We start from the raw sequence: 12,965 nt of genomic DNA, 5'->3' as shown, positions 1-12,965 counted from the left end.
GCCGCTGCGCACCGCGGACGTCGGCGACCGGCCTGCCGGGGAGCGCGCCGCGGCGGGCCCACCGCGGCGGACCGAGGGGCGGGAACCGCCCCCACGCCCACAGGGCGGCCCCCCCCCCCCGGCCCCGGCCAGGGTGCCTCAGATCTCCCCGGTGGCCCGGTGCCCGTGCCGGAAGAGCGGGGCGCGGGTGTCGAAGGGCACGTCCTCGCGGCAGGCGGCGACGGCGGCGTCCGAGCGGGGGAGGTCGAACGGGAGCGTCGCGGTCATCGGGGCCCGGCCGAGCGCGGCGTCCAGCACGACCTCGTCCGCGGCGCCGAACTCGCCGATCAGCAGCGCCGCGTGCGGGGCGAGCGGGGTGAGCACGGCGGGCCGCTCCAGCTGGGCGGCGAACACCGTGGGCACGGCGGCGGCCAGCGCGGTGAGGCGGTCGACCTCGGCCGGCTCGAACTCCAGCGAGCCGCTGTGGAAGTGCTGCTCCAGCATCCCTTCGCGCCGCTCGTACGGGGTGGCAAGGCGGATCACGGCCAGCTCTGCCTGCTCCGGGTCCTCGACGAGGGTGCCGTACCCGGCGGCGACGGCGGGGTCGATGCCCTCGACGTACAGCCGGGTGGCGGTGCGCGGCCCGCCGGCCAGGTGGACCACCGAACGGCGCTGGACCTCTCGGCCGAGCGCCCGGCCCTCCGGGGCGCCGACCAGGTCGGCGGCGGCCTCCGGGTCGACGTACGGGTCGGCGAAGAGGCCGAGGCGGAACTTGTCGCGCAGGATGCGGCGGACCGACTCGTCGAGCCGGGCCTCGGTGACCGCGCCGGAGCGGACGGCGGCCAGGATCAGCTCCGGGTCCGTCTCGCCGCCGAGCTGGTCGGCGCCCGCGTCCAGGGTGAGCACGACCTGCTCGGCGACGGACAGCTCCTCGACGCCCCAGTGCCGCGGGGGCAGCGTGACCACTCCGGGGACGTCCATGCCGGTGATGGCGTTGAAGTCGGTGCAGACCACGCCGTCGAAGCCGTAGCGACCGCGCAGCAGGCCGGTGATGACGTCCCGGTTGAAGTTGGCGCCGACCTCGGCGAGGCCGCTGCCGGAGGGGATCGCGTAGGCGGGCATGATCTGCGCGGTGCCCGCGGCGAAGGCCGCCTCGAAGGGGCGCAGGTGGGTCTCGAACTCGCCACCGGGGTAGACCAGTCGGCGTCCGGCGGCGAAGTGCGAGTCCTCGCCGCCGGCCTGCGGGCCGCCGCCGGGGAAGTGCTTGGTCATGCAGGCGACGCTGTCCGGGCCGATCGGCCCGCCCTGGAGGCCCTCGATGTAGGCGGTGATCATCCGCGAGGCGCGCTCCGGGTCCTCCCCGAAGGTGCCGCTGATCCGGGCCCAGCGGGGCTCGGTGGCGAGGTCGGCCATCGGGTGGATGGCGACCCGGATGCCGACGGCGCACAGCTCGCGGCGGATCAGGTCGGCGTAGCGGCGCACCAGGTCGGGGTCGTCGGTGGCGGCGAGGCCGATCGGCTCGGGGCCGGTGCTGAAGCCGCCGCCGGTGTGGGCGGTGGCCGGGTTGGCGGTGAAGCCGTGCCGGGGGTCGGAGGAGAGGGTGACGGGGATGCCCAGCCGGCCGGCCGCAGCGAGGTCCTGGACGTGGTTGTTCCACTCGGCCATCGCGCGCGGGTCGGGGACGGCCATCATGGCGAAGTGGGTGAGGCCGCGCTCGGTGATCAGGCGGGCGCCGGAGGGGAACGGGCCCTGGTCGCCGGGGAGCATCCGGCCGTGCAGCATCAGCGCGGCCTTCTCCTGCAAGGTCATCCGGGTGAGGAGGTCCTCGACCCGCTCCTCGACGGGCAGCCGCGGGTCCTCGTAGGGCTCCATGGTGCCGTTGTGGTTGAGGTCGCGGAAGGGCGTGCCGTCGGTGTGCCGCAGCAGGGTCAGCATGCCGTCACCTCGGCGGTGTTCGACGCGGCGGTACGGGCGGCGGTACCGGCCTCGGTGCGGGCAGCGGTACCGGCCTCGGTACGGGCAGCGGTACGGGCAGCGGTACGGGCAGCGGTACGGGCGGCGGCCTTGGCGCGGAAGGCGTCCAGGGTCTCGGCGGTGACCCCGCAGGCGGTCAGGAAGCCCTCGGCACCGCCGTGCTTGGCGCGGACCAGGTCGAGGAAGGTGCTCATCGCCCCGGCGGGAGCCTCCAGCAGCGGGGCGGGGACGACCATCCGGCCGGCCTCGACCTCGTTGAGGGCGGCGCGGTTGCGGTCGGCGAGGCCGGCCCAGATCTGCTCGATCGCCTCGTTGGTGCGGGCGTAGTCGGCGACGATCTCCTCGGCGGGCACCCCGAGCAGCTCCAGCAGCAGCGCGGTGAGCAGCCCGGTGCGGTCCTTGCCGGCCGCGCAGTGCACCAGCACGCCGCCCGGGCGGACGGCGGCCTCGACGGCGGCGGCCAGCCCCTGCGGCGCGGACTCGGCCATCAGCAGGTAGAAGGCGCCGAGGTCCTCCGCGGTGGTCATGGCCCGCATGGCCTGCGCCAGCTCGTCGTTGGTCGGCTCGATCCGGGCGGGGACGACGGCGATGCCGGCGGCCTCGGCGGCGGCCCAGTCCTCGGGGCGGCTCTCGGACTCGCCCCGCAGGTCGACGACGGTGGTGATGCCGTGCTCGCGCAGCTGGGCGACGACGGCCTCGTCGGCGGCGGGGAAGGGCTGGGCGGAGCGGAACAGGGTGCCGGGGCGGATCCACCGGCTCGCGGGGTCGGCGAGCGCTGCGGGGTCGCGGAAGTTGACCAGGGACATGCGGGGGCCTTTCAGGAAGTGCGAAGCAGGTGGTGAAGGTACGCGGCGGGCCGCGCGAAGGGGGGGGAGGGGGGCGGAAAAGGGCGTGCGGTGCCGTCCGGACGGCCGGCGGCATCGCCCAGGGGTGTCGCGGTGACGGGGTGTAGAGGTGCGGGGCTGTCGGCTCGGGTCAGCCGGCGGTGTCGAGCACGTCCCGGTAGGCCTGGCGCCATTCGGCCACCGTGCCGGTCTCGGACGCGATCAGGACGTGGTGGCGCACCATGCCGCCGAACTGCGCGCCGAGCGCGGTCGGACGCAGGTCGGTGGCCGGGTCGACGCCGAGCCGCTCGGCCGCGATGGTGACGGTGCGTTCGGTGAAGCCGTCGATCACGACCACGGCGTAGTTGTGCACGGAACCCTGCACCTCGATCAGGCTCCGGCGCAGCCGGCGGCGGCGCTCGGTGTGCTCGACGGGCTCTTCGAGCCGGCCGCCGGTAGCGGTCAGCGCGTGGTCGAGCGCGGCCCAGAGCGGGAGTTCGGCGGGGGCGGCGGCGAATGCGTCGAGGATGGCCTGGCCGAAGTCCCAGCCGAACAGCAGCGCCTCCTTGGCCGGGTAGTAGCGGAAGAACGTGCGGTGGGCGATGTCGGCGCGGCGGCAGATCTGGTCCACGGTGGTGCGCTCGAAGCCCTGCTCCTCGAAGAGGTCGAGTGCCGCGGTGCGGATGCTGTCGCGGGTGCGCGCCTTCTTGCGGTCGCGCATGCCCTGCTCCGCCGCGGTGTCCGTCCCCTGCATGGTTCTTCCGTTTCCTCTCGGTGAGTTGAGTGTGGATGGGGCCGCCGAGGGGGCGGCTGTCAGTACCGAATCACGTCCGACCGTGCTCGCTCAAGGCGAGTGCCGACTCTTCCGGGTCTCGTCATCTGAAATTTGCACAACTGCCTTTTGGCAGTACTGCCACTTCCGGAATGGTGTGGGGCGTCGGCGGCCGCACTCCCCCAGGCCGCCCCCGCTCCCCTCCCCCCTCCCCCGAACCGAGGAACCATGAAGCGGCACACCCACCTCCTGGTAGCGGCGGCCTGCACGGCCGCGCTCACCCTCACCGCCTGCTCCGCCTCCGACGACGCGCTCTCCGGCGCCGGCGCCGGAAACACCGGCGCGGCGAACGACGGGCCGGCCGTGGACGGCGGCACGCTCAAGATCGGCCTGGACCGGCCGTTCGCCAAGCTCGACCCGGCCGACGGCACCCTGACCTCGATGCCGATGATGGTCCTCGCCAACGCCCTGTACGACCCGCTGATGGTCAACGGCGACAACGGCGCCGTCCAGCCCTACCTCGCCAAGTCCTTCACCCCCAACGCGGACGCCACGGTCTGGACCCTCGACCTGCACGAGGGCGTGAAGTTCAGCGACGGCAAGCCGCTGGACGCCCAGGCCGTCGCCGACCACGTCACCCGGCTCGCCAAGCCGGAGAGCAAATGCGCCTGCGCCATCGACGCAGCCACCATCGGCGCCACCACCGTCTCCGGCCCGACCACCCTCACCTTCACCCTCAAGGCGCCCGACGCCGCCTTCCCCAACCTGTTCACCCGCTCCCTCGGCTACGTCTCCGAGGCCCCGGCCGGCGACTCCCCCGCCGTCGGCTCCGGCCCGTACACCGTGGAGAGCGTGCAGCCCGGAGTTTCCGTCACCCTCACCCGCAACCCCGCGTACTGGGGCGCCAAGGGCCACGCCGACAAGCTCGTCTACCGGGTGCTCACCGACACCGACAGCCGCTACCAGTCGCTGCGCTCCGGCGACACCGACCTGATCTGGACCGAGACGCCCGGCCAGCTCAAGCAGGCCGCCGCCGACGGGCTGCGCAGCGCCACCGGGCCCGGCGGCACCACCACCATCGTCTTCAACACCACGTCGGCGCCCTTCGACGACGTGCGGGTCCGCCGGGCCGTGCAGTATGCGATCGACCGCGAGGCCCTGGAGAAGGTCGTCTCCCTCGACCAGGGCGCCGTCTCGGACGGCCCGATCGGCTCCCGCTCCCCGTACCGCACCGCCCCCGGGTACCCGGCCCACGACGCGGCCAAGGCCCGGGCGCTGCTCGCCGAGTCCGGCCACCCCGACCTCGCCTTCGACTACCTCGTCGACAGCCGCCCCGAGGGCCAGCAGCGCGCCACCGTGATCCAGCAGATGCTCGGCGAGGCCGGGATCAAGGTGACCATCAAGCCGCTCGACGCCACGGGCCTGGGCACCGCGATGCTCCAGCGCAAGTTCCAGGTGATCGACTTCCCCACCAGCATGTTCGGCGACACCGACACCGCGCTCACCAGCCTCTACCTGCCCAACTCGCCGTACAACTTCATGAGTTGGTCCGACCCGGAGACCTCGAAGACGATCGCCGAGGGCCGCGCCTCGACCGACACCGCCAAGCGTGCGGCCGCCTACCAGCAGGCCGCCCGGCGGGTCGTCAGCGAGGTGCCGATGGCCTTCCTCACCGAGAACACCGTCGGATTCCTCGGCTCCGCCAAGGTCGGCGGACTGCCCGACCTGTCCAAGCGCACCGTCCTCAACGTCTCCCCCGCCCCCCTGTGGGTGAAGCGATGACCCCCCGCACCCGCACCGCGCTGCGCCACGGCGGGCGACTCGGCCGCGCCGCGGCCGTGCTGCTGCTGGTCACCGTCGCCGCCCTGTACCTGCCCCACCTGATGCCGGGCTCCCCCGCCGTCGCCGCCCTCGGCCCCACCGCCACCCCCGAGCAGATCTCCGCCTACGAGGCCGGGCTCGGCCTGGACCGCAACCTGTTCGCCGCCACCTGGCAGTGGATCGCCGACGCGCTGCACGGCGACCTCGGCCACTCGCTGTCCACCGGAGCCGCCGTCACCACCGAACTCGCCGACCGCATCCCCGTCACCCTCGAACTCTTCCTCGCCGCCCAGCTGGTGGCACTCGCCCTGGCCGTGCCCGTCGCCCTGCTCTCCGCCTGGCGCCCCGGCGGCACCTTCGACCGGATCGCCACCGCCGGCACCTTCGGCTGGCTCGCCGTCCCCGGCTTCGCCCTCGGCCTGCTGCTCATCTGGATCGCCGCCGTCCAACTCCGCGTCCTACCCGCCACCGGCTGGACCCCGTTCACCGAGGACCCGGCCGAGAACCTGCGCCACCTGGTGCTGCCCGCCCTCACCCTCGGCCTCACCGAGGCCGCCGTGTTCACCCGCACCCTGCGCGGACAACTGCTCGACACCCTCGACCAGCCGTACATCGCCGCCGCCCGCAGCCGCGGCATGGGCACCACCCGGTTGCTGCTGCGCCGCGCCCTGCGGCCGTCCAGCCTGCCGCTGGTCACCCTGGTCGGCATCGGCATCGGCACCTCGCTGGGCGGCTCGGTGCTGGTCGAGTCGCTGTTCGCGGTGCCCGGCGTCGGCAGCCTGGCCGCCGGGGCCATCTCCGGCCGGGACTTCCCCGTCGTCCAGGCCGTGGTGGTGGTCAGCGCCGTCGGCGTGGTCGCGGCCACCTTCGCGGTCGACCTGCTGTACCGCACGATCGACCCGAGGATCGCCCATGAGCACCGCTGAGACCACCGCCGTGACCGCCGAGACGGCCGAGGCGGCCCCGGCGCGCACCACCCGCCGTCGGCCCCCCGCCGGCGTGCTCGCCGCCGGGGCCTGGCTGGCCGTGGTCGCCCTCGCCGCCCTGCTGCTGCCCCTGCTGCCCGGCTTCGACCCGCTGCACGGCGACTTCGCCCACCCCGCCGCCGCCCCCGGCCCCGGCCACTGGCTGGGCACCGACAGCGCCGGACGGGACGTCCTGCAGCGCACCGTCGCCGGCGCCCGCGCCTCCTTCACCGTCGCCGCCCTCACCATCCTGGTCGGCCTGCTCGGCGGCGGAACGCTCGGCCTCGCCGCCGGCTGGTTCCGCGGCCCGCTCGACAAGGCGATCGGCTTCGCGACCGACCTGCTGATGTCCGTACCCAGCCTGATCCTGGTGATGATCGTGGTCTCGCTGCGCGGCCCCAGCCTCACCGTGATCGGCACGCTGATCGGGCTGTTCACCGTCCCGCACTTCACCCGGGTGGTGCGCGCCGTCGTGCTCTCGCTCAGCGAGCGCGGCTTCGTCCAGGCCGCCCGCATGCTCGGCACCGCCCCGCTGCGCATCCTGCGCCGCGACATCGTCCCGCACGTCGTGCCGGCCGCCCTCACCTTCGCCTTCACCGCCACCACCGTCGCCATCGTCGCCGAGGGCTCGCTCAGCTTCCTCGGCTTCGGACTGCGCCCGCCGGAGCCCTCCTGGGGCGGCATCATCGCCGAGGGACGCACGGCCCTCGGCAGCGCGCCGTGGATCTCGCTGGCGCCCGCGGCCGTGCTCTGCCTGACCGTCCTCGCCCTCAACTACCTCGGGGAACACCTGCGTTCGGGTGGCCCCGCCGGCCCGAAGGGAGCGCGCGGATGACCTCCGCCCCCGACCTCGACTCCCCTGCCCTTGCCGTCCCGGCGCTCGACGAACCTGCCCTCGACGTCCCGGTGCTCGACGTCCGCTCGCTGGACACCGTCCTGCACACCCCCGACGGCCGCGCCCTGCACGTCCTGCACGGCGTCAGCCTCACCATCGCGGCCGGCGAGTGCCTCGGCGTGGTCGGCGAGTCCGGCTCCGGCAAGTCCGTGCTCGCCCGCGCCGTCCTCGGCGTCGAGTCCCGCACCACCAGGGCCGTCGCCACCGGCGAGATCCGACTGAACGGCGAGGACCTGCTCGCCGCCTCCCGCACCCGCCGCGCCGAACTGCTCGGCACCGGCATCGCCATGGTCCACCAGGACCCGATGACCTCGCTCAACCCGGTGGTCCGGATCGCCGACCAGGTCACCGAGTCCCTCACCAACCGGCGCCGGCTCTCCCGGCGCGAACGACTGCGCACCGCCACCGAGTTGCTCGCCGCCGTCGACGTCCCCGACCCCGCCCGGCGGGCCCGCGCCCACCCGCACGAGCTCTCCGGCGGCCTGCGCCAGCGCGTCGGCATCGCCGCCGCCCTGGCCGGCGAACCCGCCCTGCTGCTCGCCGACGAACCCACCACCGCCCTCGACGTCACCGTCCAGCGCACCGTCCTCGACCTGCTCGACCAGCACCGGCGCAGCCGCGGCCTCGCCACCCTGCTGATCACCCACGACATCGGCCTGCTGTACGGGCGGGCCCGCCGGATCGCCGTCATGTACGGCGGCCGGATCGTGGAGACCGGCCCCACCGAGGCCGTCACCCGCCACCCCCGCCACCCCTACACCGCGGCCCTGCTGCGCTCCGTACCGCGGGTCACCGGCCCGCTGCGCCGCACCCTGCCCGCGATCCCCGGCTCGCCGCCCGACCTCACCCGGCCCACCCCCGGCTGCCCCTTCGCCCCGCGCTGCGAACTGGCGACGGACCTCTGCACCACGACCGCGCCCCCCACCCACACCGCGGCGGACGGCCACACCGCCGCCTGCCACTTCCCGCTCACCGCGCCGTCTGACGCGCCTTCGTCCTCGCCTTCCCCCGATTCCTCGCCCGATTCCTCGCCCGACGAACTGGAGCCCGCGGCGTGACCACCGCCCCCGACGCCGCTGCCCCCGCAGCCGTCACCCCCGAAGCCACCGCCCCCGGAACGGCCGTCCTGGAGGCCACCGGCCTCAGCGTCGTCCACCGCACCCGCTCCGGCCCGCTGCACGCCGTCAGCGGCGTCGACCTGGCCCTCCACCCGCGCCGCACCCTCGCCCTGGTCGGCGAGTCCGGCTCCGGCAAGAGCAGCATCGCCAAGGCCCTGCTGCGGCTGCCCCCGCCCACCACCGGCACCGTCACCCTCGACGGCACCGACCTCGCCACCCTCTCCCCGCGCGCCCTGCGGGCCGTCCGGCCCCGCCTCCAGATGGTGTTCCAGGACCCGCTCTCCTCCCTCAACCCGCACCGCCGGGTCCGCGACCTGGTCGCCGAACCCCTCGACGCCCATCCCGACCCGGCCCGCGACCGCGAGCAGGTCGTCACCGAGCAGCTGTCGGCCGTCGGCCTGCCGCCCGCCCTGTTCGGCGACCGCCGCCCCCACCAGCTCTCCGGCGGGCAGGCCCAACGCGTCGCCATCGCCCGGGCCCTGGCCGCCGGACCGCGCGTCCTGATCGCCGACGAGGCGGTCTCCGCCCTCGACGTCTCGGCCCAGGCCACCGTGCTCAACCTGCTGCGCGGGCTCACCGAGGAACGCGGACTGGCCGGCCTCTTCATCTCCCACGACCTCGGCGTGGTCCGCGCGGTGAGCGACGAGGTGGCCGTGCTCCAACTCGGCCGCATCTGCGAACGCGGCCCCACCGAAGCCGTCCTCGCCGCCCCGGCCCACCCCTACACCGCCGCCCTGCTCGCCGCCGTCCCCGAACCCGGCCGCCCGCTGCGCGACACCGGCCTCCTCCCCACCGACCCGCCCTCCCCCCTCGCCCCGCCCAGCGGCTGCCGCTTCCGCACCCGCTGCCCCCTGGCCGACACCCGCTGCGCCACCGAGGAGCCGCAGCTGCGGGAGGTGGCACCAGGCCGCGCGGTGGCCTGCCACCGACCGCTGATCGACGCCGCCACAGCGTCCTGACCAGCCGGACGCACCACGGGCCCCCGGGCCGGGAGCCCCACTCCCGCCCCAGGGGCCCCTTCCGTCCCGTTCCGTTCCCGCCGCGGACGGGCCCGCGTCCAGGGCGCGCCGTCGGCGGAAGCGACGGACGACGCCCCTGCCGGGCTGTCACCTGTCAGGGACAAGGCCTTCGCGCCCCGTTCGCACCCCTTCACGCCGGTGACGATTCGCGTACGCAGCCTTACCGTTGGTTGCGATCACGGGCCGCACCCGGCGACCCGGTGTACCGGAGGTCCCATCATGCGACGCCTCGTCACGACGATCGGTACCCTCATCGCCGCGGGGACGCTGGCCGTGGCCGTCCCCACGTCCGCCCAGGCTGCCACGGGCACTCTGACGTTCTACAACGTGATCTTCCCCGACGGGTCGGGCAGCGGCCCGGGCGTACCGTACGTCGACCCGGCCCCCGGCTGCTACGACGTCCCGAGGCAGGCGCACGGGCCCCTGTCAGGCGTGAACAACGCGACGGACAGCACGGTCCGCTTCTACTGGGGCGAAGACTGCACCGGCGGATCGCTGTTCAGCGTGTCGGCCGGCCGTTCGGTCAGGTTCAACTCCCACCCGCGCTCCTTCAGGGTCGAGAGCTGACCGCAGACCCGAACGCAGCCACTCCGGCCCCCGCGGCCGAAACGCGGGCAACTCGGACACAGAACCGGCCAGTTGGACAGCGACGACGCCGCTGTCCACACCGTCCGATCCGCGGCAGCGAGAGCAAGCCGACCGAGCCGGCCGGCCCGGCTGGAGCCTCACCATGTAGTTGTCGGGCGTCTCGTCGTAGCACGTGGCCAGGCTCCGCCACGCTCGGATCCCGTGGGAAACCGGTTTCCCACCCGCGCTGCCGCGCCTCTTTCGGTACGTCCCGGTCAGACAGCGGAGAAGTGCAGCTTGAACGGCGAACCGTTGGAGCTGGGCGTCCAGCCGTTCGACCGCCCGGCCCGAATACCTGCGGCGACTTCGCGCGGCAGGACGACCTCAGCCGGCAGCATGTTCGGTTCGAGCACGGCCGGCCGACCGGTCTCCACGACGAGCGTCGTTCCGGGACAGGCCGCGTCCTCCACCATGTAACCCAAGGTGATGCCGTCGTAGTCGCAGCACGGTTTCCTGCTCACTCGCCAGCGGTACTCGACGCCGTCGACGACAATGCGGCGGGACCCTTTCTTCGCCAGTGCCACTCTTTGCCCTTCGGCCTTCGACTGCTCGTATATGTGTATCGCCAGTCTCCCTGTACGGCACACGCGTGTCACCGGGTTTGGCCCCGAGCTGATCACGCAAGGCCGAGGAGCGCGAGGGGGCGGCGTGCGTCGCGCGCGTTGCGGCGGAGGCCGGCCGCAATGTTCCTGACGCCGCTCAGCCATAGGACTCCAACAGCGAGATTGCGCCAGGTCGCCATGGCGCGGGGGACGTTCCCGGTCCGCAGTTGGGAGGCGTCCTCGGCGAAGGTCGTGTCGCGGACGTGGTGCAGGGCCTCGATCTTCCAGTGGTTCCGGATCAGTTGCGCGAGCTGGGCGGGAGTGGCCTGTTCGGCGGTCAGGCTGGTGACCGCGTAGATGGTCGCGATGGTGGTCTTGCGGTCGGTGCGGCGGCGCTTGACCTGGACCGCCTGGCAGGCGCCGGGGAAAAGCAGGTTGTTGACAGTGGCGACCTTGATCCGGCGGATCTCGGAGCGGCCATGTCCCGTTCCCCGGGTACGTCCCTGGAGTGGAATGTCCTTCCGTCGAACAACCCGGCCAGCGGCTATTGGGGGGCCGGCCAAGGCGCCTGCGACACCCACCCAGGGCAACATCCCGGTCTCGCTCGTCGTCGAGTAGTCGCGGGGATTTCTGAACGGCGGGCGACCGCAGGCCACTTCGGCCTGTCGGCCACCCGTCGTCCGCGTTCGGGCCCACGGCGGCGCTACGGCAGCGATGGCGCTACGACAGCGGTAGCGCCCGTCTGAGCGCACCGAAGGCCTCGTCCAACAGGGCCCAATGGTCGGGGTCGACCGCCGCCGCGCTCTCCCCCGCCCCGGCGCAGGGGTCAGTTCTCGGGTGGTGGGGCGGCGGCGAGGAGTTCACGCTTCACGTGCTCGTAGTCGGCCCGGGCCCGCGGGTCGCCGTGGCCGTAGTCGGCCCAGAAGCCGGGGCGCTGCCAACGGGCGTCCGCGAGGCGGGTACTGCCGCCGTCGATGACCAGGGTCCAGCCAGGTGGTATTCGGGTGTCCACTGTCTCGAAGTGGGCGGGGTCCCAGAGCAGTCCGGGATCGGGCACCTCGGGGCCGATCACGCGAATCTGGCAATCGATGTCGTATGTGACCATCTCCGCAACCGGGTAGACACCGCCCACCCGGATCCCGTCGAACTCCGCGACCGGAACGTCGGCCGCGGGGTGGATGATCTGCAGGCATCTGACTCTCATGAGAGCAGTCTCGCCCTGGCCGATCCCAGGCCGTTGTCCGGGGCGCCGCGACGGATCCAGCGAGGCGACCAGGCTCTGCCTCGGGAACAGGCGCGGCCGGCCCAGACCGGATCATCCGAGATGACGGACGAATCGGACCGGATCACCTGAGACAGGGACCGGATCGATGGACACGGGGCACTGGTCGAGCCCGGCAAGCGGTGGGATTCTCACCGAGCGCGGCAGCTTCGGCGCGCGAGTCAGCTCCAGTAGCTGCCGCTGATCGCTGCTGCCTCCCACGTCTGGAGCTTGAGTCGCTGCCTGCAGGAGGTGGTGGCTGCCGTCGCCCAGTCCCGGAAGGCTTCGGAGTCTCCTGCCAGTCCGTGGAGTTGCCGGGCGCAGTCCTGAGCTTGGACCGTCCAAGGCGCGAAGGCATCCTCGGCCAGGACCTGGTCGAGGCGATGCCGCGCGATGGAGGTATCACCAGATAGCCCGGCAACGATCCCGGCGTGGTAGTTGCCCCAGTAGCCGGCGTACGGGTCAATCTGCACAGTCGGGTACGCGCGAACGTGCACCGATGCGGGTGGCTGTCCCTGGGCGGAGGGCGCCGGGTAGGTTGATCGTTTGTCCCGTTCGGGCGGTTCAGCCCGCCACCACGGTTCGGAAGAACAGCCGACGGAATTGTTTCGTGCCGGATGTCGAGGACCTGTGCCCGGCTCCGACTGAGGGGTGCAAGCGCGCCGAGTGGGCGCGCGGGACACAAGGGGACACCTGATGAAGTACGTTGCGATGATCTACGGCAACCAGGCCAAGTGGGACTCCTTCCCGGCCGATGCCTGGCCCGAGGCGATCGCCAAGCAGGACGCGTTCAACAAGAAGTACCGCGACAGCGGTGAACTGCTGGGCGCCTACGGCCTGGCGGACGCGGCCAACGCGCAGCTGGTGCGCCGAAAGGACGGCGTCCCGGCGGTCACCGACGGGCCGTACCTGGAGACCAAGGAGTACATCGCCAGCTTCTACATGCTGGACTGCGAGTCCCTGGAGCGCGCGCAGGAGATCGCCGCCGACATGCCCTTCGCGGACATCGAGCCGGTCGAGCTGTGGCCGGTGCTGCACGACGCCGCGACGGACCTGTGACCGAGAGGCCCGGCGTGGGGGGGGGGGGGCGGGGCGGGGCGGGGCCGCGGGGGGGCGCCGCGGGGGCGCGCCGGCCCGCGGGGCGGGGCGCGGAGGCGGGCCCGCGCGC

The 12,965-nt window shown here is 73.5% G+C and carries 14 protein-coding genes; 7 read left to right on the top strand and 7 right to left on the bottom strand.

Features of this window, described 5'->3' with window-relative positions:
• Window positions 1–138: 138 nt before the first annotated feature.
• From ACFV6I_RS00175 to ACFV6I_RS00165, 3 genes are all read right to left on the bottom strand, one after another.
• Window positions 139–1,914 (bottom strand): glycoside hydrolase family 3 protein, encoded by a 1,776-nt coding sequence (locus ACFV6I_RS00175; RefSeq protein WP_380423067.1) that lies wholly within the window; start codon window positions 1,912–1,914, stop codon window positions 139–141.
• The gene (locus ACFV6I_RS00170) at window positions 1,908–2,759 is read right to left on the bottom strand and encodes a tyrosine-protein phosphatase (RefSeq protein ID WP_380423066.1); all 852 of its coding nucleotides are present in this window, start codon (window positions 2,757–2,759) and stop codon (window positions 1,908–1,910) included. Before ACFV6I_RS00170 ends, ACFV6I_RS00175 begins: the two co-directional genes overlap by 7 nt.
• Window positions 2,760–2,928: 169 nt before the next feature.
• A complete protein-coding gene (locus ACFV6I_RS00165; RefSeq protein WP_063352100.1) occupies window positions 2,929–3,531 on the bottom strand; it encodes a TetR family transcriptional regulator in 603 nt (200 codons plus the stop codon).
• 246 nt (window positions 3,532–3,777) lie between these two features.
• On the opposite strand from ACFV6I_RS00165, the gene ACFV6I_RS00160 reads away from it, so the two are divergent.
• From ACFV6I_RS00160 to ACFV6I_RS00135, 6 genes are all read left to right on the top strand, one after another.
• Complete coding sequence (locus tag ACFV6I_RS00160) at window positions 3,778–5,331, top strand: ABC transporter substrate-binding protein (RefSeq protein ID WP_380423065.1); 1,554 nt, start codon at window positions 3,778–3,780, stop codon at window positions 5,329–5,331.
• Window positions 5,328–6,296, top strand: a complete 969-nt coding sequence (locus ACFV6I_RS00155; protein WP_380423064.1) for an ABC transporter permease — start codon at window positions 5,328–5,330, stop codon at window positions 6,294–6,296. Before ACFV6I_RS00160 ends, ACFV6I_RS00155 begins: the two co-directional genes overlap by 4 nt.
• The gene (locus ACFV6I_RS00150; RefSeq protein ID WP_380423063.1) at window positions 6,283–7,170 is read left to right on the top strand and encodes an ABC transporter permease; all 888 of its coding nucleotides are present in this window, start codon (window positions 6,283–6,285) and stop codon (window positions 7,168–7,170) included. The genes ACFV6I_RS00155 and ACFV6I_RS00150 overlap by 14 nt, the downstream gene beginning before the upstream one ends.
• Window positions 7,167–8,288 carry an ABC transporter ATP-binding protein gene (locus ACFV6I_RS00145; protein ID WP_380423062.1) on the top strand — a complete coding sequence of 374 codons (1,122 nt, stop codon included), beginning with the start codon at window positions 7,167–7,169 and terminating at the stop codon, window positions 8,286–8,288. The genes ACFV6I_RS00150 and ACFV6I_RS00145 overlap by 4 nt, the downstream gene beginning before the upstream one ends.
• A complete protein-coding gene (locus ACFV6I_RS00140; protein WP_380423061.1) occupies window positions 8,285–9,307 on the top strand; it encodes an ABC transporter ATP-binding protein in 1,023 nt (340 codons plus the stop codon). The genes ACFV6I_RS00145 and ACFV6I_RS00140 overlap by 4 nt, the downstream gene beginning before the upstream one ends.
• 279 nt (window positions 9,308–9,586) lie before the next feature.
• A complete protein-coding gene (locus ACFV6I_RS00135; protein WP_063352104.1) occupies window positions 9,587–9,934 on the top strand; it encodes a hypothetical protein in 348 nt (115 codons plus the stop codon).
• Window positions 9,935–10,209: 275 nt separating this feature from the next.
• Here the strand turns inward: ACFV6I_RS00135 and ACFV6I_RS00130 are convergent, their stop codons facing one another.
• The 4 genes from ACFV6I_RS00130 to ACFV6I_RS00115 form a co-directional block, all read right to left on the bottom strand.
• On the bottom strand, window positions 10,210–10,518 hold the full coding sequence (locus ACFV6I_RS00130) for a hypothetical protein (protein WP_380423060.1): 309 nt from the start codon (window positions 10,516–10,518) through the stop codon (window positions 10,210–10,212).
• Window positions 10,519–10,610: 92 nt separating this feature from the next.
• Window positions 10,611–11,117, bottom strand: a complete 507-nt coding sequence (locus ACFV6I_RS00125) for a transposase (protein ID WP_380423059.1) — start codon at window positions 11,115–11,117, stop codon at window positions 10,611–10,613.
• 245 nt (window positions 11,118–11,362) lie between these two features.
• Window positions 11,363–11,740 (bottom strand): hypothetical protein, encoded by a 378-nt coding sequence (locus ACFV6I_RS00120; protein WP_380423058.1) that lies wholly within the window; start codon window positions 11,738–11,740, stop codon window positions 11,363–11,365.
• Between the two features lie 239 nt (window positions 11,741–11,979).
• Window positions 11,980–12,270 carry a hypothetical protein gene (locus ACFV6I_RS00115; protein ID WP_380423057.1) on the bottom strand — a complete coding sequence of 97 codons (291 nt, stop codon included), beginning with the start codon at window positions 12,268–12,270 and terminating at the stop codon, window positions 11,980–11,982.
• Between the two features lie 223 nt (window positions 12,271–12,493).
• Here ACFV6I_RS00115 and ACFV6I_RS00110 point away from each other — a divergent pair, with 223 nt between their 5' ends.
• Window positions 12,494–12,856, top strand: coding sequence for a YciI family protein (locus ACFV6I_RS00110; protein WP_380423056.1), 363 nt, complete (start codon window positions 12,494–12,496; stop codon window positions 12,854–12,856).
• The last annotated feature ends 109 nt before the right edge of the window (window positions 12,857–12,965 follow it).

The sequence above is a fragment of the Kitasatospora sp. NPDC059803 genome (assembly GCF_042732255.1).
GTDB lineage: Bacteria > Actinomycetota > Actinomycetes > Streptomycetales > Streptomycetaceae > Kitasatospora.
Note: the sequence above shows the minus strand (reverse complement) of the source record. Positions and strands in the feature narration are given on the sequence as shown.